The 19,186-nt window shown below is 43.5% G+C and carries 16 protein-coding genes and 1 pseudogene; 15 read left to right on the top strand and 2 right to left on the bottom strand.

Features of this window, described 5'->3' with window-relative positions; genetic code table 11:
• Positions 1–9 precede the first annotated feature (9 nt).
• From NFS18_RS11220 to NFS18_RS11210, 3 genes are all read left to right on the top strand, one after another.
• Positions 10–2,439: an ABC transporter ATP-binding protein gene (locus NFS18_RS11220; RefSeq protein ID WP_251390136.1), complete on the top strand. Its 2,430-nt coding sequence runs from the start codon at positions 10–12 to the stop codon at positions 2,437–2,439.
• On the top strand, positions 2,432–4,282 hold the full coding sequence (locus NFS18_RS11215; RefSeq protein ID WP_251390134.1) for an ABC transporter ATP-binding protein: 1,851 nt from the start codon (positions 2,432–2,434) through the stop codon (positions 4,280–4,282). Before NFS18_RS11220 ends, NFS18_RS11215 begins: the two co-directional genes overlap by 8 nt.
• 223 nt (positions 4,283–4,505) lie before the next feature.
• Positions 4,506–5,810, top strand: a complete 1,305-nt coding sequence (locus NFS18_RS11210) for an alanine/glycine:cation symporter family protein (protein ID WP_251390132.1) — start codon at positions 4,506–4,508, stop codon at positions 5,808–5,810.
• Here the strand turns inward: NFS18_RS11210 and NFS18_RS11205 are convergent.
• Positions 5,800–7,215: an S-layer homology domain-containing protein gene (locus NFS18_RS11205; RefSeq protein ID WP_251390130.1), complete on the bottom strand. Its 1,416-nt coding sequence runs from the start codon at positions 7,213–7,215 to the stop codon at positions 5,800–5,802. The genes NFS18_RS11210 and NFS18_RS11205 overlap by 11 nt on opposite strands.
• Before the next feature lie 265 nt (positions 7,216–7,480).
• Here NFS18_RS11205 and moaC point away from each other — a divergent pair.
• The 5 genes and pseudogenes from moaC to thiI form a co-directional block, all read left to right on the top strand.
• Positions 7,481–7,957 (top strand): annotated as a pseudogene (gene moaC, locus NFS18_RS11200) (cyclic pyranopterin monophosphate synthase MoaC); the annotation flags it as partial.
• Positions 7,958–8,200: 243 nt separating this feature from the next.
• Entirely contained in the window at positions 8,201–9,166 is a 966-nt protein-coding gene (gene prmA / locus NFS18_RS11195) for a 50S ribosomal protein L11 methyltransferase (RefSeq protein WP_251390128.1), read from the top strand.
• A gap of 14 nt (positions 9,167–9,180) precedes the next feature.
• On the top strand, positions 9,181–9,987 hold the full coding sequence (locus tag NFS18_RS11190; protein ID WP_251390126.1) for a 16S rRNA (uracil(1498)-N(3))-methyltransferase: 807 nt from the start codon (positions 9,181–9,183) through the stop codon (positions 9,985–9,987).
• Between the two features lie 88 nt (positions 9,988–10,075).
• Positions 10,076–11,233, top strand: a complete 1,158-nt coding sequence (locus tag NFS18_RS11185) for a cysteine desulfurase family protein (RefSeq protein ID WP_251390124.1) — start codon at positions 10,076–10,078, stop codon at positions 11,231–11,233.
• Positions 11,234–11,283: 50 nt separating this feature from the next.
• Complete coding sequence (gene thiI / locus NFS18_RS11180) at positions 11,284–12,465, top strand: tRNA uracil 4-sulfurtransferase ThiI (RefSeq protein WP_251390122.1); 1,182 nt, start codon at positions 11,284–11,286, stop codon at positions 12,463–12,465.
• Between the two features lie 92 nt (positions 12,466–12,557).
• On the opposite strand, the gene NFS18_RS11175 is transcribed toward thiI, so the two are convergent.
• A complete protein-coding gene (locus NFS18_RS11175) occupies positions 12,558–12,791 on the bottom strand; it encodes an HPr family phosphocarrier protein (protein WP_251390120.1) in 234 nt (77 codons plus the stop codon).
• A 115-nt stretch (positions 12,792–12,906) separates the two neighbouring features.
• Between NFS18_RS11175 and mtaB the strand changes: the two genes are divergently transcribed.
• The 7 genes from mtaB to NFS18_RS11140 all read left to right on the top strand — a co-directional run bounded on the left by mtaB (position 12,907) and on the right by NFS18_RS11140 (position 19,140).
• Positions 12,907–14,271: a tRNA (N(6)-L-threonylcarbamoyladenosine(37)-C(2))-methylthiotransferase MtaB gene (gene mtaB, locus NFS18_RS11170; RefSeq protein ID WP_251390118.1), complete on the top strand. Its 1,365-nt coding sequence runs from the start codon at positions 12,907–12,909 to the stop codon at positions 14,269–14,271.
• A gap of 160 nt (positions 14,272–14,431) precedes the next feature.
• The gene (locus NFS18_RS11165; RefSeq protein ID WP_251390116.1) at positions 14,432–14,695 is read left to right on the top strand and encodes an IreB family regulatory phosphoprotein; all 264 of its coding nucleotides are present in this window, start codon (positions 14,432–14,434) and stop codon (positions 14,693–14,695) included.
• A gap of 19 nt (positions 14,696–14,714) precedes the next feature.
• Positions 14,715–15,131, top strand: coding sequence for a Holliday junction resolvase RuvX (gene ruvX, locus NFS18_RS11160; RefSeq protein WP_251390114.1), 417 nt, complete (start codon positions 14,715–14,717; stop codon positions 15,129–15,131).
• A gap of 25 nt (positions 15,132–15,156) precedes the next feature.
• Positions 15,157–15,417, top strand: coding sequence for a DUF1292 domain-containing protein (locus NFS18_RS11155; RefSeq protein WP_251390112.1), 261 nt, complete (start codon positions 15,157–15,159; stop codon positions 15,415–15,417).
• Positions 15,418–15,518: 101 nt separating this feature from the next.
• A complete protein-coding gene (locus NFS18_RS11150) occupies positions 15,519–17,189 on the top strand; it encodes a ribonuclease J (protein ID WP_251390110.1) in 1,671 nt (556 codons plus the stop codon).
• Positions 17,190–17,208: 19 nt separating this feature from the next.
• Positions 17,209–17,850 (top strand): O-methyltransferase, encoded by a 642-nt coding sequence (locus NFS18_RS11145; RefSeq protein WP_251390109.1) that lies wholly within the window; start codon positions 17,209–17,211, stop codon positions 17,848–17,850.
• 60 nt (positions 17,851–17,910) lie between these two features.
• Positions 17,911–19,140 carry a peptidase U32 family protein gene (locus NFS18_RS11140; protein ID WP_251390108.1) on the top strand — a complete coding sequence of 410 codons (1,230 nt, stop codon included), beginning with the start codon at positions 17,911–17,913 and terminating at the stop codon, positions 19,138–19,140.
• Positions 19,141–19,186: the final 46 nt, after the last annotated feature.

Genomic DNA, 19,186 nt, shown 5'->3' with positions numbered 1-19,186 from the left:
AAAGACATTATGAGAAAATTATTTAAGTATCTGGGTATGTACTGGAAGACTGTACTGCTGATTTTTGCCGTACTGTTTGTTCAGGCATACTGCGATCTGTCACTTCCGTCTTACACATCTGACATTGTCAATGTGGGAATCCAGCAGGGGGGAATTGATGAAACGGTTCCCCGGGCAATTGCGGAAGAAGACATGAACAGGGTACTGCTGTTTGTGACCGATGAAGGCGACAGACAGACGGTGACCAATGCATATGTGCTGGATGAAAACACATATGATAAGACAGCTTTTGTTTTAAAAGAAGGCGCGGAAGAGGACGAGATGCTGCTGGAAGAGCTGTCTGATATTCTGGGACTTCCAATGCTTCTGACACAGGGATTTTCATCAGGCAGTGAAGAAACTCAGAAGATAGAAGAGCAGATGAAGGAACAATTTGCGGAGGCGCAGAAAGCACAGGCGGAGGCAGCGATGCAGCAGTCTCCAGAAAGTATGACGCCTGAACAACTGGCGCAAATACAGCAGCTTCAAGAAGAAATGACGCCTGAACAACTGGCGCAGATGCAGCAGCTTCAAGATGGTGATGCACAGGAAGCACAGCCGCAAATGAACATAGAAGAGATGGATATGTTCCAGATTCTGCAAATAATGCCGGAAGAACAAGTACAGATGCTTGTAGATGAGATTCGCAGGCAGATGAGCGAGATGCCGGATATGATCGTGGAGCAGGCTGCTATCAGTTATGTAAAGACGGTCTATGAGAATTTGAATATGGATGTTGATTCCATTCAGATTCAATACATTTTGAATACGGGCGGAAAAATGATCGCACTTGCATTTCTGGGGATGATGGCAAGTGTGCTGGTTGGATTCTTTGCATCCAGAGTGGCGGCGTCTGCCGGACGGGATTTGCGAAGCAATGTATTCCGTAAGGTAGTCGGATTCTCTAACAATGAGTTTGACCATTTCTCTACGGCGTCACTGATTACCCGCAGTACCAATGATATCCAGCAGATACAGATGCTGATGGTAATGCTGCTTCGTATCGTTTTATATGCCCCGATTATGGCAATCGGCGGTATTTATAAAGTATTCCACACAAATGTCTCTATGTCATGGATCATTGGACTGGCGGTTGTGCTGATCGGTCTTGTGGTACTGACTTTGTTTGTTGTGGCAATGCCGAAATTCAAGATCATGCAGCAGCTGGTTGACAGGCTGAATCTTGTTACAAGAGAGATATTGACAGGATTGCAGGTAATCCGTGCTTTCAGTACAGAGAAACATGAGGAAGAGCGGTTCGATATAGCAAACCGTGATCTGACACGAACGAATCTGTTTGTTAACCGTGCCATGACATTTATGATGCCGGTTATGATGGTGATTATGAATGGTATTTCTGTATTGATTATCTGGGTCGGCGCAAATGGTATCAATGATGGTCAGATGCAGGTCGGGGACATGATGGCGTTTATACAGTATACGATGCAGATTATTATGAGTTTCCTGATGATTTGTATGATTTCTATTATGCTTCCGAGAGCGGCTGTGGCTGCGGAGCGTGTGGATGAGGTGCTGACAAGCGAAACATTGATCCACGATCCGAAGCAGCCGAAAGTACTTCCAGAAAATGCAGCCGGAGTGCTGAGATTTGAGCATGTGTCTTTCCGTTATCCGGGAGCAGACGAAGATGTGCTGCATGATATTACATTTGAAGCAAAACCGGGTGAGACAACAGCGATCATTGGAAGTACCGGAAGCGGAAAATCTACGCTGGTCAATCTGATTCCGAGATTTTATGATGTGACAGATGGAGCCATTACTCTGGACGGAATTGATATCCGTCATGTTGTCCAGCATGAACTGCGTGATAAGTTGGGATATGTACCGCAGAAAGGAGTACTGTTCTCTGGAAATATTGCTTCCAATATTATGTTTGGAAATGCAGATGGATCAGAGGAAGAAATGAAAGAGGCGGCGGAGATTGCGCAGGCAGCAGAATTTATTGAAACAAAGAAGAAAAAATATGAAAGTTCAATTGCGCAGGGAGGAACCAATGTATCCGGAGGACAAAAACAGCGTTTGTCTATTGCCCGTGCGATAGCAAAACACCCTGATATCTTTATCTTTGATGACAGCTTTTCCGCGTTGGATTACAAGACAGATGTGGCGCTTCGGAGCGCACTGAAAAAGCAGACTGCTGACAGTACCGTGCTGATCGTGGCACAAAGGATCAGTACGATTCTTCACGCAGAGCAGATTATCGTATTGGATGATGGTGAGGTTGCCGGAATCGGAACCCATCATGAACTGCTTACGAACTGTGAGGTATATCGTCAGATCGCGGAATCCCAGTTGTCTGAAGCGGAATTAGATGCAGGGCTTAAGGAAGCAGAACAAATGGGAAATGAAAACAGAAAGGAGGCAGATGGCAATGAGTGAAAAACATACGCCAAGGCGGGGACCGATGGGCGGTCACGGACACGGAATGGGCGCCGGAGAGAAGGCTAAAGATTTTAAAGGAACCATGGGTAAATTGATCCGGTATATGGGTGCATTTAAGATTCAGATGATATTCGTTGCTATCTTCGCTGTCGGAGGAACTGTTTTTAATATCGTAGGACCTAAAATACTCGGTAAGGCGACGACAGAGATATTTAACGGTCTAGTCAGCAAAGTATCCGGCGGATCGGGAATGGACTTTGGAAAGATTGGTCAGATTCTTTTGTTTACATTGGGGCTGTATGTTGTCAGCGCAGTACTTTCCTTTATACAGGGACTTATTATGACAGGGGTGTCCCAGAAAACGACATATCGTCTGAGAAAAGAGATTTCTGAAAAGATCAATCGGATGCCGATGAGCTATTTTGATACAAAGACATACGGTGAGGTGCTTTCCAGAGTGACCAATGATGTGGATACGCTGGGGCACAGCCTGAATCAGAGCGCAACACAGCTGATTACTTCTGTGACAACGATCATCGGCGTGCTTATAATGATGCTGTCCATCAGCCCACTGATGACACTGGTAGCTCTTTTGATTCTGCCGATTTCTATTACGCTGATTTCAGTTGTCATGAAACACTCGCAGAAATATTTCCGAGGACAGCAGGAATATCTGGGAAATGTCAACGGACAGGTGGAAGAGGTCTATGGCGGTCATAATATTGTCAAAGCATTTAATAAAGAAGAAGATATGATTAAAACCTTCGAGGAGACGAATGACCAGCTGTACGATTCTGCATGGAAATCTCAGTTCTTTTCAGGTATGATGATGCCGGTTATGCAGTTTGTCGGTAATCTGGGATATGTAGGGGTAGCAATTCTGGGTGGATTTCTTGCAATCAGAAAGACGATCGAGGTCGGCGATATCCAGTCCTTTATCCAGTATGTAAGAAATTTTACACAGCCGATCCAACAGGTGGCGCAGGTGGCAAATATGCTCCAGTCCACGGCTGCAGCGTCTGAGCGTGTGTTTGAGTTCTTAGATGAGAAGGAAGAAGATGTAACGGTTCTAAATCCGGTATCGGTAGAAGGACTTCAGGGAAATGTAGAATTTGATCATGTACATTTCGGATATAATGAAGACAAAATAATTGTTAATGATTTCTCAGCCAAGATAAAAGAAGGACAGAAAATAGCAATTGTTGGTCCGACCGGAGCGGGAAAGACAACAATGATCAAATTATTAATGCGTTTCTATGATGTCAATGACGGAGCGATTCTGATAGACGGACACAATGTCAAAGACTTCAATCGAAGCGAGCTGCGTCAGATGTTTGGTATGGTGCTGCAGGACACATGGCTCTTCCACGGAAGCATCAGAGACAATATCAAGTACGGTAAACTAGACGCGACAGACGAAGAAGTTATTGAAGCAGCAAAAGCAGCCAGAGTACACCGTTTTGTGCAGACACTGCCGGGAGGCTACGATATGGAACTGAACGAAGAAGCAAGTAACGTATCTCAGGGACAAAAGCAGCTCCTGACAATTGCCAGAGCGATCCTTGCAGATCCGAAAATCTTGATCCTCGACGAAGCAACAAGCTCCGTTGATACCAGAACCGAGATTCAGATACAAAAAGCAATGGATACACTGATGAAAGGACGAACCAGTTTCGTTATCGCTCACCGCTTATCCACAATCCGGGATGCGGACATTATCTTAGTAATGAAAGACGGAGACATTATCGAGCAAGGCAGTCACGATGAACTCATCGCAAAAAATGGATTCTACGCAGAACTGTATAATTCACAGTTTGAAAAAGCTACAAGCTGTGCATAAATCGAAAAAAGAGTCTCAGAAAAGTGCATGCATTTTTCTGAGACTCTTTTTGAAGATTTATATACGGCGCGAGCCGTCAATCGACGCATACGGAGTATGTGGCGATTGAAAGCACAGCGTAAAAGGATCAGAGGAAAAGTAGCAACCTTTAAAGGAAAGTGATACATGAAATAAAAAGGCTATTCATATATATTAAATAATGACATATTTCTGTGAGTTACATATGCTGATTTCATGTATCCGTGCAATTCAGGAGGCTTTGTGGGGACTTCCGATGCTGCTTGCACTTTTTGCAACCCACTTATATTTTACGATCCGCCTGCGGTTTATTCAGAAAAAGATTCCCCAGGGGATTTATATGAGCTTTTCAAAGAAAGGACAGGGTGAGGGAAATATTTCACCCTTTTCTGCACTGGCAACGGCGCTTGCGGCAACCATCGGAACAGGGAATATCATTGGGATTTCTACGGCAATTGCCATTGGCGGTCCGGGAGCGATATTTTGGTGCTGGGTGACGGGAGTATTCGGAATCGCAACCTGTTATGCAGAATGTTTTTTGGCTGTGAAGTTTCGGATCCGGAATGCAGATGGTACCTATGTGGGTGGTCCGATGTATGTGATGGAACATGTCTTGCATCAGAAAAGTGCAGCGGTGCTCTTTGCTTTAGCGGCAGTACTGGTGTCCTTCGGAATGGGCAGCAGTGTGCAATCTCATTCCATTGCATCGGCGATAGAAGAACATTTGCAGATTTCCCCCGGCTTTATTGGCATATGTCTTGCATTTCTGTCCGGGGTTGTGATTCTGGGTGGGGCAGAACAGATTACAAAGGTGTGTACTTGTCTTGTTCCTTTTATGAGTGTTTTTTTCCTGGGAGGATGCTTTTTCCTGATTTGGATGAACCGGGATGTTTTCTTTGAGACGGTGAGAGTCATTGTGAGTTCTGCGTTTTCTTCAAGGTCTGTTGTGGGCGGCGTTGTCGGAACGGCAGTGATGACCGGACTGCGTATCGGAATTTCACGAGGGCTATTTACAAGCGAAGCAGGACTGGGTTCCATTCCGATTTCAGCGGCTGCGGCTCGTACAGAATCACCGTACCGCCAGAGCCTTGTATCAATGACAGGGGTATTCTGGGATACGGTTGTTATGTGCGCAGTTACCGGTATAGCAATTGTGAGCTGTATGTTAAAAGAACCGGAATTATACCAGAGTGCGGCAGAAGACCGACTCTGCTTTTTGGCATTTTCCAATCTGCCGTTTTGGGGAAGTGAAATGCTGTCGGTGTCACTGGTGCTGTTTGCTTTTGCAACAATCATCGGCTGGAGCTATTATGGAGAATGTGCGGTGCAGTATCTTGGTAAAGGACGGGGACGTTCTCTATATAAAGTGCTGTACATATGCTTTGTATTTGGAGGAACAGTTCTTCCATTACAGGCAGTGTGGGGAATGTCGGATTTATTCAATTCCCTGATGACGATTCCGAATCTGATCTGTCTGTGGATGCTGAGGAAGTGTGTGATTAGTAAATGACAACGGTTGTTCCGGCAGGAATGTTGTCATAGATCCACTTCGCATTATTGGTTTCCAGACGGACACAGCCATGAGACAATTGCATCCCTACACGGTCATCTTGTACGGATCCGTCTGAATTATAAGTTGTGCTATGGAACAGATAGTCTCCGTAAAACTGTGTAGCATAATATTGCTGAGAGCCGAAAGAATAAAAACCATTCATTTTGAGCGGGGTGACGGTAAAGACTCCTGTTATGGTAGGTGTGTCCGGCGCTCCGGGGGCACAGAGCCAATAGTACATATAATCCCATGTGTTTCCGTTTTTGAAGAATACGCCGGTTTTGCAAGCGGTTGTATCTACTACGAGGAGATAATCTGTATCGCTGGAATAGCCTTGGACAGTCTGGCGCATGGAAACGGCATGTGTTCCGTTGATCTGACCGGAACTGCTGCCGGCATATAAACGGACACCGTTATCCATAAGTACATAGGCTGCTGCGTGATAGATGCCGAAATGGAAACGGTGGTTTCCTACATTCGCAGAGAAACCATAGGAACCATCCGGCTGGTAATCGGCATAATAATATCCGATATCATTCTGATCCTCATCACACCATATAGCGACAGAGATTTTCTGAACCCCGTGGGTTGTGGCAACGCCGGAGAGCTTAACCCAGAAAGTGCCGTCTTCCAGCTCGTTTGGAGTGAGGAAAATATTCTCACAGGAAGCACTCATTTCTACGTTGGGAAGTTCTTCTGGAAAAAGATTTTCACAGAAACGCTGAATCATTGCGGCACATACTGCACGGGCAGAATTTCCCTGAGGATTCAGCATTCCGTTATCTCCGGTAATGATTCCAACACCCACTGCCCAAGACATAGCTTCCTTTGCAAAGTCTGTGACCGAGGAAGCATCAGGATAGCTGTTGAGATCAGCAGTAGCTGTAGTATCCAGATTTAAATAATTCGCATAACGGAAAAGCATAGCTGCAAGCTGCTCCCGTGTAATTGCGTCATTTGGACCAAAGGTTCCATTCTCATATCCTGTAATGATTTTTACATCCTCCTGTGCTGCCCAGAGAACAGGAGTTGTATAAAAATTGTTGTCTGAAACATCTGGGAATCTGGAACTGTATTCTATAGGCTGGCTGCCGGACATACGGTACAGGATAGTTGCAAACTGTGCACGGCAAATAGTTTCACCGGGAGCAAACTGGTTATCTCCCGTTCCTGTCATGATCCCTTTGTTTAAAACATATCCAATGTAAGAGGTATACCATGCGTCCTCGGTTACATCATCGAAAGTGCTTCCGGGCAGACCGGCAGCAGTGGGAGCTGCCGCAGTTACATTAATCCGGGCAGACATTGTTGATAGAACGAAAGTTAATATAAATAAAGATAAAATTTTTCTGTATTTATTCATTTTGTTTCCATCCTGTTCTTGTGATGTTTATATACGGTGATATTATATATTATGTAATCATTTTATCATAAATTAATTGAGAATGCATTATCAAATAGAAAGCCATTATTGTAAAATAATACATTTCCCTCTATAATAAAAAAGACATAGTATATTATGTAACAGTTCAGCATGGGACTTTACATTTACTGCAAAGTCGGTAAGAACGTGTAATGGAGAAATAGAATCTATAAGAATAATAGTGAAGAAGCGAGGGAAATGTATCATGGAACTGACGCATTTTGATGAAAACGGAAAAGCGGTGATGGTGGATGTGACTGACAAGGCGGATACTGTACGTGAGGCAACGGCTGCCGGAAAAATTACAGTCAGCCGTCAGGTATTTGACGCCATTTCAGCAGGAACGATCGGCAAGGGGGATGTGCTCGGAGTAGCGACAACTGCCGGAATTATGGGGGCAAAACGGACATCAGAATTGATTCCTATGTGTCACATTTTACCGATTACAAAGTGCCGGGTGAACTTTGAGATGGTGCCGGAAGAGAGTGCGGTTTATTGCTATTGTACTGTGAAAGTGACTGGCAAAACCGGAGTGGAGATGGAGGCGCTGACAGGTGTGAGTGTGGCACTTCTTACCATTTACGACATGTGCAAAGCTTTGGACAAGGCAATGGAGATCGGGGAAATTTATCTCTGTCGTAAGACAGGAGGAAAGAGCGGAGAAGTTCACAATGAACGACCGGGGAGAACTTGCTGCAAAAACGGTGGCTGCACGGCGGGCGGATATGCGAGGGAAACTTTTGGAAGAACAGGAGAAACAGGAGAAGCCAGGGAACTGGATTATCAGCTGGGAAATCAAGTGAGACAAAAGCCGTCTTCTGGGCGGGAGAGCAGGAAGGGAACGCTGGATGATCTGGATATTTTGTAAACAAATACCTGTGATAAAAGATGTAGATGAGTATATATAAGAAAGGAAATAGTGACTATGAAATGGAATCGGTTTCGGCTGAAAACAACAACTGAAGCAGAAGATGTTGTTAGCAGTATACTTGCAGACCTTGGTGTAGAAGGGGTGCAGATTGAGGACAAAGTACCGCTTACTGCAGCGGATAAGGAGCAGATGTTTGTGGATATTCTTCCGGAAGTTGAGGATGATGATGGTGTAGCATATTTAAGTTTCTATCTGGATTCTGAGATGGACAAGGAGGAGATGAATGTTCTGCTTGCCAATGTGAGGCGAGAACTGGAAGAAATGTCAGAATTCATGGATTTGGGTGAGTGTACCATTGAAGAATCTCAGACGGAGGATATTGACTGGGTGAACAACTGGAAGCAGTATTTCCATCAGTTTTATGTAGATGATATTTTGATTATTCCGTCGTGGGAAGATATAAAACCGGAGGATAACGATAAGATGGTTATTCATATTGATCCGGGTACAGCATTTGGTACAGGTATGCATGAGACAACCCAGCTCTGTATCCGCCAGATTCGGAAGTTTGTTACACAGGATACAAGGATTCTGGATGTGGGCTGCGGAAGCGGTATCTTAGGAATGCTGGCATTGAAGTTTGGCGCAGCATATTCTGTCGGTACAGATCTGGATCCCTGTGCGATCGACGCTACCCATGAGAACATGGGAGTGAATGAAATCGCGAAAGACAAGTATGAAGTTATGATTGGAAATATCATTGATGATAAAGCAGTACAGGAGAAGGTCGGTTATGAAAAATATGATATTGTAGTGGCAAATATTCTTGCTCCGGTACTTGTGGAACTGACACCGGTTATTGTCAATCAGATGAAGCCGGGGGCTGTCTATATTACAAGCGGAATTATTGATGATAAAGAAGCTATGGTTGTAGAAGCAGTAAAGAAGGCTGGACTGGAAGTCTTGGAAGTGACTTATCAGGGCGAATGGGTATCTGTTACAGCAAAAAAGAACGCTTAGAAAGGAAATAAACAATGCATCATTTTTTTGCAGAGCCGTCTCAGATAGCAGATGGAAAAGTGATGATTACTGGGTCAGACGTGAACCACATGAAGAATGTCTTGCGAATGAAGCCGGGCGAAAGGGCTGAAATCAGTGATGGAAACGGACTTCGATATTTGTGCGTGTTGGAGGAATTTACCGATGCAGGTGTGAGTCTGTGCATTGAAGATGTGGAGGCAGACGCAGTTGAGCTGCCATCAAAAATCTATCTCTTTCAGGGACTTCCGAAAAGTGATAAGATGGAAATGATCATCCAGAAAGCTGTAGAATTGGGGGCTTATGAGATTATTCCGGTTGTTACAAAACGGGTGGTTGTGAAGTTGGATGAGAAAAGGGCTGCAAAAAAAGTGCAGCGGTGGAATGCTATTGCGGAAGGCGCGGCAAAACAATCCGGGCGCTCAATGGTACCGGAAGTCCATGATGTTATGACTTACGAGGAAGCTCTGGAATATGCGCAGGAATTGGATGTACGTCTGATTCCTTATGAAAAAGCAATTGGTATGGAAATGACAAGACAGGCGATGGAAGCAATTTTACCGGGACAGTCTGTTGGAATCTTTATTGGTCCTGAGGGTGGATTTGAAGAGGCAGAAGTGGACCTGGCACAGGAAAAGGGAACCTTGTCGATTTCTCTGGGAAAACGGATTTTAAGAACAGAAACGGCGGGGCTTGCCGTGCTGTCGGTTTTGATGTATCATCTGGAATGTGTTCAGGAAACAGAAGATCAGGGTTTAGCGACAGTTCATAAAGGTGAATTTAAAATAGAGCAGATTCTGTGACTATGAAGCCGAAAGGCTGAATAGTTACACACGCGTAAGATTTTAGATTCATATACTGTAAATAAGTAGTGATAAAAGGAAGGATATCATGGAGATTTATTTGGATAATTCAGCAACCACCCGGTGCTATCCCGAGGTTGGGGAACTGGTTTATAAAGTGATGTGTAAGGATTATGGCAATCCCTCATCCATGCATAAAAAGGGTGTTGAGGCAGAACGTTATATCAAGGATTCCAAAGAAAATATCGCAAGGATATTAAAAGTTAATGCAAAAGAAATTTTCTTTACATCCGGCGGGACGGAGAGTGATAATCTTGCACTGATCGGAGCTGCAAGAGCTAATCGGCGTGCGGGTAACCATCTGATTACGACATCGATCGAACATCCGGCGATTCTCAATACGATGCGTCACTTGGAAGAGGAAGAAGGTTTTCGTATCACTTATCTTCCGGTAGATGCCAGCGGAAGGATGAAGCTGGATGCTTTGAAAGAAGCACTCTGTGAAGAGACTATTTTGGTATCTGCGATGTATGTCAACAATGAGGTTGGAAGTGTACAGCCCATTGAAGAGACCGCAAAAATAGTAAAACAGTATAATCCGAAGATCCTTTTTCATTCGGATGCGGTGCAGGGATTTGGGAAATATCATATTTATCCGAAGCGCCTTGGAATTGATATGCTGTCTGCCAGTGGTCATAAGATTCACGGACCGAAAGGAACAGGTTTTCTTTATATCAGTGATAAAGTGAAGATCACGCCGATTGCTTACGGAGGAGGACAGCAGAAAAATATTCGTTCCGGTACGGAAAACGTACCAGGAATTGCGGGTTTGGGACTGGCATCCAAAATGATTTATCAGGATTTGGACATGAAGGTTGCTCTGATGAGAGAACTAAAAGCACATTTTCTGAAAGGTCTGGAAAAGCTGGAGAATACAACAGTTCACGGCATGACAGATGAGAACAGCGCACCGCATATTATCAGTGTAGGAATTGCAGGCGTACGGAGTGAAGTACTGCTTCATACATTGGAAGACAAAGGAATCTATGTATCTTCCGGTTCCGCCTGTGCATCCAATCATCCAGCGATCAGCGGCGTACTCAAAGGAATCGGTGCAGCGAGTGAGTATCTGGATGCGACCATCCGGATTAGCATGTCAGAATTTACAACCAAAGAAGAAATTGACTATACGCTGGAAACACTATATAATTGTGTTCCGATGCTTCGGAAATATACCCGGCATTAGTTACAGTGGGGAAACAGCAGAACCTCAGATGAGAAGGAGAATACAACCATATGAAATTTCATTCATTTTTGATTAAATACGGTGAGATTGGAATTAAGGGGAAGAATCGATATCTGTTTGAAGACGCTCTTGTGCGTCAGATGAGATTTGCCCTGAAAGATGTAGACGGAGAATTCTATGTACACAAGTCTTATGGAAGAGTGTATGTGGACTGCAGCGGAGAATATGATTATGAAGAAACCATCGAAAGTCTGAAGAGAGTATTTGGTATTGTTGGCATCTGCCCTGTGGTCCGTTTGGAAGACAAAGGTTTTGAGAATCTGAAACAGGATGTTATTGCTTATGTGGAGAAAGTGTATCCGGATAAGAACCAGACTTTTAAGGTAGAGGCAAGAAGAAGCAAGAAGTCTTATCCAAAGACTTCAATGGAGATCAATTGTGATTTGGGAGAAGTGATTCTGGAAACTTATCCGGAGATGAAGGTAGATGTACACAACCCGGATATTCGTCTGAATGTAGAAATAAGAGAAGAGATTTACCTGTATTCCGAGATAATTCCAGGACCAGGCGGCATGCCGGTAGGAACAAACGGAAGTGCCATGCTTCTGTTATCCGGCGGAATCGACAGTCCGGTTGCAGGTTATATGATAGCAAAACGTGGTGTGGAACTGGAGGCAACTTATTTCCATGCACCGCCGTATACGAGTGAAAGGGCAAAAGAAAAGGTTGTGGATCTGGCTAAACAGGTATCCAAATATGCAGGACCGATCAAGCTTCACGTTGTCAATTTTACAGATATTCAGCTTTATATTTATGAGAAATGTCCTCATGAAGAGCTGACGATCATCATGCGCCGCTATATGATGAAAATTGCGGAATATTTTGCAAAAAAGGACGGCTGTCTCGGACTGATTACAGGAGAAAGCATTGGACAGGTGGCAAGTCAGACAATGCAGAGTCTTGCTGCTACTAATGCGGTCTGTACACTTCCGGTATACCGTCCGCTGATTGGATTTGATAAGCGTGATATTGTAGCGATTTCTGAGCAGATTGATACTTATGAGACATCAATCCAGCCTTTTGAGGATTGCTGTACAATCTTTGTTGCAAAGCATCCGGTGACAAAACCGAATCTGGAGCGGATTGAGAAGTCTGAGCTGAATTTGGCGGAGAAGATTGATGAACTGGTACGGGAAGCAATTGACACGGTAGAAGTGATTAAAGTCAAATAAAAACAGACTGCGTGTAAATGCAGTCTTCGCGCGTGGATTGTAAATTAAAAATCACAGAGGCTGCCTCATTGAGACAGCCTCTATGTAATTAATTATTTGATAATGTAGGAATCAAGAGCAGACAGAATAGTTTCTAAGTCGGCATCGGCATGGATGTTGAGGTCGATTGGCTTAGAGAGATCTAAGCTGAAAATCCCCATGATGGATTTGGCGTCAATTACGTATCTGCCGGATACTAAATCAAAATCATTATCATATTTTGTAATTTCATTTACAAATGATTTTACCTTGTCGATAGAATTTAAAGAAATCTGTACAGTTTTCATTACAATAGTCCTCCTTGCTTAAGTTTAAGTTAGTCGGGCAAATGCCCTATGAATATTCTACGGGAAACAATTGCAAAAGTCAAGGAAGAGACAGGAAAAAATAGGGAGAATATCTATGAGCAAAAAAGTAGCGCTGCACAATCTTGGGTGCAAAGTAAATGCATATGAAACAGAAGCTATGCAGGAAATGCTAGAGCAGGCTGGGTATGAGATTGTTCCTTTTAAAGAAGGGGCGGATATTTATATTATTAACACGTGTACCGTAACGAATATTGCTGACCGGAAATCCCGGCAGATGCTGCACCGTGCCCGGAAAATGAATCCGAATGCCATTGTGGTTGCAGCGGGATGCTATGTACAGGCACAGCAGGAGGAAGCGGACTCTTGTATTGATATCGTAATCGGTAACAACAAGAAGAAAGATTTGATCGGGATATTGGAGCAGTACGGCAGGGGAAATAAAAGTACAGAGCAAAAGGAATCTCTGGCAGCAGAAGGAACATTTGCAAAGGAGCAGGAGGAACAGATAAAAACAGTCATTGATATCAATCATACGAAGGAGTATGAAGAACTGCATTTGTCAAAGACAGGAGAACATACCCGTGCTTACATCAAGGTGCAGGACGGCTGTAATCAGTTCTGCACGTATTGTATTATTCCTTATGCAAGAGGGAGAGTGCGCAGCCGGAGTATGAAAAATGTCATTGAAGAAGTAAGTGATTTGGCGGCTCATGGATATAAAGAAGTGGTACTGACAGGAATCCATCTGAGTTCTTATGGAATTGATATGGAAGGAACAGACCTGCTGAAACTGATTTTGGCAGTTCATGAAGTGGAGGGTATTGAGCGGATTCGTCTTGGTTCACTGGAACCACGTATTATTACGGACGAGTTTGCCAGAATAATTGCAGGTTTGCCGAAAATGTGCCCTCATTTTCATTTGTCCTTGCAGAGTGGGTGTGATGCAACTCTCCGCCGCATGAACCGCAGATATTCTTCAGATGAATATTATGAAAAATGTGTACTGCTCCGCAAATATTTTGATAATCCGGCACTGACAACAGATGTAATTGTCGGATTTCCGGGAGAGACAGAAGAAGAATTTGAGGAATCCAGAGCATTTGTGGATAAAGTGAATTTTTATGAAACACATATTTTTAAATATTCCAGAAGAGAGGGCACGAAGGCGGCTGTGATGGACAATCAGATACCCGAGAGGAAAAAGACAGAGAGAAGTGCCGTGATGATTGCAATGGGACATGCGAAGCAACGTGCTTATGAAGAAGCTTTTCAGGGACGGAAGGTGACGGTTCTGGCAGAAGAAAAGATTTGTTTTGCCGGAGAGGAATACTGGATTGGCCATACAAAAGAATATATTAAGGTTGCAGTCAAATCAGCGGAAAATCTGGAAAATAAACTTGTAAAGTGTGTAGTCGGCAGTCGTAAAATAGATGGAATCTCATTTGCGGCAATAGTTTAGCATAGTAACAGAAATACTATTTGTTTACAAATTCAGCATTGAATTTTGTACAGGTTTATATTAGAATGATAGATAGGGATTTTGGGTTACTTTTACAGATTTTTCTGTGAAAAGGAATTTATTTAGGACTAGACAGAGTAAATAGATTGGAGGATAAAAGATGAGTGATTTAAGTAATACACAGTTTTTTCAGGTAGAGCCAGGACCGCAGATTTCTGCAAAGGACATTCTGGAAATTGTATTTAAGGCTCTGAAGGAAAAAGGATACAACCCGGTGAATCAGATTGTCGGATATATTATGTCAGGGGATCCGACATATGTAACCAGTTATAATGGAGCAAGAAGCCTGATTATGAAGGTGGAGCGGGACGAACTGGTGGAAGAACTTCTGAAGTCGTATATCCAGTATAACTCTTGGGAATAATGATAAGAGAGTGACTAGTATGAGAATTATGGGATTAGACTACGGAACCAAGACTGTGGGGGTTGCGGTCAGTGATGCATTGGGTGTGACTGCGCAGGGGATTGAGACGATTACACGTAAAGAAGAAAACAAATTGCGCCGTACCTGTGCCCGGATTGAAGAACTGATCCGGGAATACAAGGTGGGAAGGATTGTGCTTGGTTTTCCGAAACATATGAATAATGATATTGGTGAACGTGCGGAGAAGTCGCTGGAGTTTAAAGAGATACTTGAGCGCCGCACCGGACTGGAAGTTGTGATGTGGGATGAGCGTCTGACCACAATTGCAGCAGAACGTACATTAATGGAAAGCGGTGTGCGCCGGGAAGACCGGAAAAAGTATATAGATAAGATAGCCGCGGTATTTATTTTACAGGGGTATCTGGATTCAATCTGAATAGACATAAAAGGGGAATATAAGTATGGAGAAAATTCAGTTTACATTTGAGGATACAAACGAAACAGCAGAATTTTATGTACTGGAGCAGACAGTAATTAACGGTTCTGCATACATACTGGTTACGGATTCAGAGGAAGATGACGCAGAATGTTTGATTTTGAAGGATACAAGTGCGAAGGAAGACAGCGACAGTGTATATGAGATCGTTGAGGATGATACAGAGCTTAAAGCAGTGTCCAAGGTGTTTGAGGAATTACTGGAAGACATTGATATAGAGATGTAATAAATATGACATGGTAAATAACTGCTGTAGGGAACAGCAGAAGAGATATAACCTAAAAGAGAGAAAAAGAATACATAAAAACATGATGGAGGTGTGAATTTTTGAGAAAAGATTATAATGGAAAACTGCGAATCATCCCATTGGGAGGATTAGAGCAGATTGGAATGAATATTACTGCCTTTGAATACGAAGACAGTATTATTGTCGTGGATTGCGGTCTGGCCTTTCCGGAAGATGACATGCTGGGAATTGATCTGGTTATCCCGGATGTGACTTATTTAAAGGACAATGTTGACAAAGTAAAAGGTTTTGTAATTACGCATGGTCATGAGGATCATATCGGCGCATTGCCTTACATTTTGAAAGAGTTGAATCTGCCGATTTATACGACAAAACTGACAATGGGAATTATCGAAAATAAGTTAAAGGAACATAATCTGCTCCGCAGTACGAGAAGAAAGGTGGTACGTCACGGGCAATCTATCAATCTGGGAAAGTTCCGTATTGAATTTATTAAGACGAACCACAGTATTCAGGATGCTTCCGCACTGGCAATCTACTCTCCGGCAGGAACTGTCGTGCATACAGGAGATTTTAAGGTGGATTATACACCGGTATTTGGTGATGCTATTGATCTGCAGAGATTTGCAGAACTTGGTAAGAAGGGTGTGCTGGCGCTGATGTCAGACAGCACCAATGCAGAACGAAAGGGATTTACCCAGTCTGAGAGGACAGTAGGGATTACGTTTGATCATATTTTTGCGGAACATCAGAACACCCGAATTATCATCGCAACCTTTGCATCCAACGTAGACCGTGTGCAGCAGATTATTAATTCTGCTTATAAGTATGGAAGAAAAGTTGTTGTTGAAGGACGAAGCATGGTAAATATTATTTCTACTGCTTCTGAACTGGGGTATCTGAATGTGCCGGAGAATACACTGATCGAGATTGATGAGATGCGGAACTATCCGCCCGAAAAGATGGTATTGATCACAACGGGAAGTCAGGGAGAATCTATGGCGGCTCTGTCGCGTATGGCGGCAGATGTACACCGGAAGGTGACGATTCAGCCGAATGATACGATTATCTTTAGTTCTAATCCGATTCCAGGGAATGAAAAGTCTGTATCCAGAGTGATTAATGAACTATCTGCAAAGGGCGCTAATGTGATCTTTCAGGATGCTCATGTATCAGGACATGCCTGTCAGGAAGAATTGAAGCTGATTTATTCTCTTGTAAAACCCAAGTATGCAATTCCTGTTCATGGAGAATATCGTCATTTGAAAGCAAATTCTGAAATTGCCAAGAATCTGGGTATTCCGAAGGAGAACATTTTTATTTTGCAGTCAGGAGATGTAATCGCACTGGATAACGAGTCTGCAAAGGTTGTTGATAAGGTGCACACCGGAGCTATTCTGGTAGATGGTCTGGGCGTAGGAGATGTAGGAAATATTGTACTCCGCGACAGACAGCATCTGGCAGAGGACGGTATCATTATCGTAGTCCTGACGTTAGAAAAGGGAACCAGCCGTTTGCTTGCAGGACCGGATATTGTATCCCGCGGATTTGTTTATGTGCGTGAATCAGAAGGACTGATGGAAGAGGCGAGGCAGGCTGTCTCCGAAAGTCTGGAGAAATGTCTGTCCGGCCGTTATGCGGACTGGAATAAGATTAAGCTGAGTATTCGTGATACTATGAATGATTTTATCTGGAAGAAGACAAAGAGGAGACCGATGATCATTCCGATCATTATGGATGTAGATATATAAGATATATGGAAGTGGGAAAATGATAGTAGACGAACGTATTGTAACGTTCATCAATTCCATGGAAACAGAGAACAGTGAAATATTGGAAGCAATCGAGAGAGAGGCTCTGGATACAAACGTGCCGATCATACGAAAAGAAATGCAGAGCTTTCTCAAGGTGCTTTTGAGTGTACAAAAACCTATGTGCGTTCTGGAGGTTGGAACTGCCGTAGGTTTCTCTGCGTTATTGATGAGCGAATATTTACCGGATGGCGGGACCATTACAACGATTGAAAATTATAAAAAGCGGATACCTATTGCGAGGGAGAACTTTAAACGCGCAGGAAAGGAGTCCATGATCACACTGCTTGAGGGGGATGCACAGGATGTGCTGAAAACCCTGTATCGGGAGTATGATTTTATTTTCATGGATGCGGCAAAGGGACAGTATATTCATTTTCTGCCGGATGTGCTGCGGTTGTTAAAGAGCGGCGGACTTCTTGTATCAGATAATGTGATGCAGGACGGAACAATTATGGAGTCCAGGTTCGGGGTAGAACGAAGAGATAGAACAATTCATGCGAGAATGCGGGAGTATTTGTACGAATTAAAGCATCATGAAAAATTGATTACTTCGATTATTCCATTAGGAGATGGCGTCGCATTGAGTGTGAAACGATAATGACAGAATAAAAAGATAAAGCAGACAGTGTGGGATGTGTCTGCATGGAAAGGAAATATTATGGCAAGACATCCAGAATTATTAGTTCCGGCAAGCAGTCTGGAAGTGTTAAAGACGGCGGTTATCTTTGGCGCAGACGCAGTATATATCGGTGGAGAGGCTTTTGGGCTTCGTGCAAAGGCGAAAAATTTTTCCATAGAGGATATGGAAGAAGGAATTGCATTTGCTCATGAGCATGACGTCAAAGTCTATGTAACCGCCAATATTCTGGCGCACAATGAAGATTTAGAAGGTGTGCGGAAGTATTTTGAGGAATTAAAAAAAATTAAGCCGGACGCACTTATTATCGCAGATCCAGGCGTGTTTGAAATTGCAAAAGAGGTGTGTCCAGAGATAGAACGGCACATTAGCACACAGGCGAATAATACGAATTATGGAACTTACAATTTCTGGTATAAGCAGGGGGCGGGCCGTGTCGTGTCTGCGAGAGAACTTTCCATAGAGGAATTAAAAGAATTGCGTGCTCATATACCAAAAGATCTGGAGATTGAGACATTTATTCATGGCGCCATGTGTATCTCCTATTCTGGAAGATGCCTGCTAAGCAATTATTTTACCGGTCGTGACGCTAACCGGGGAGCATGTACCCATCCGTGCCGGTGGAAATATGCAGTGGTGGAGGAGACAAGACCAGGTGAATATATGCCCGTTTATGAAAATGAAAGGGGGACATACATTTTTAATTCCAAAGATCTGTGTATGATTGAGCACATTCCGGAGCTGATCGATGCGGGAATCGACAGCCTGAAAATCGAGGGGCGCATGAAGACTGCGCTGTATGTGGCAACTGTAGCGCGTACTTACCGTAAAGCGCTGGATGATTACAGACAGGATCCGAAGCTGTATCAGAAAAATATGCCATGGTATCTTGACCAGATTTCTAACTGTACTTACCGTCAGTTCACGACAGGATTTTTCTTTGGAAAGCCAGATGAGAATACACAGATTTATGACAGCAACACATATGTGAAGGAATACACCTATCTTGGAATTGTGGGGGAAGAGAAAGAAGGACTGGTTAGAATTGAGCAGCGAAATAAGTTCTCCGTGGGTGAAACTATCGAGATTATGAAGCCGGACGGGCGCAATGTTGAAGTCATGGTGAAGAGAATTGTCAATGAAGACAAAGAAGAGCAAGAGAGTGCACCGCATTCTAAGCAGGTGCTATATCTGGACTTGGATAGTAAGGCAGAGAAATACGATGTTCTGAGAAGAGCAGAAATAAAATAGGCTTTTCACACTAAATTACCGACATCTATTGCATACTTAAGGGTTT

Source organism: Mediterraneibacter agrestimuris, assembly GCF_943193195.1.
Lineage (GTDB): Bacteria > Bacillota > Clostridia > Lachnospirales > Lachnospiraceae > Schaedlerella > Schaedlerella agrestimuris.
The sequence above is the reverse complement of the archived record's forward strand: the minus strand, read 5'-3'. Positions and strand labels throughout refer to the sequence as shown.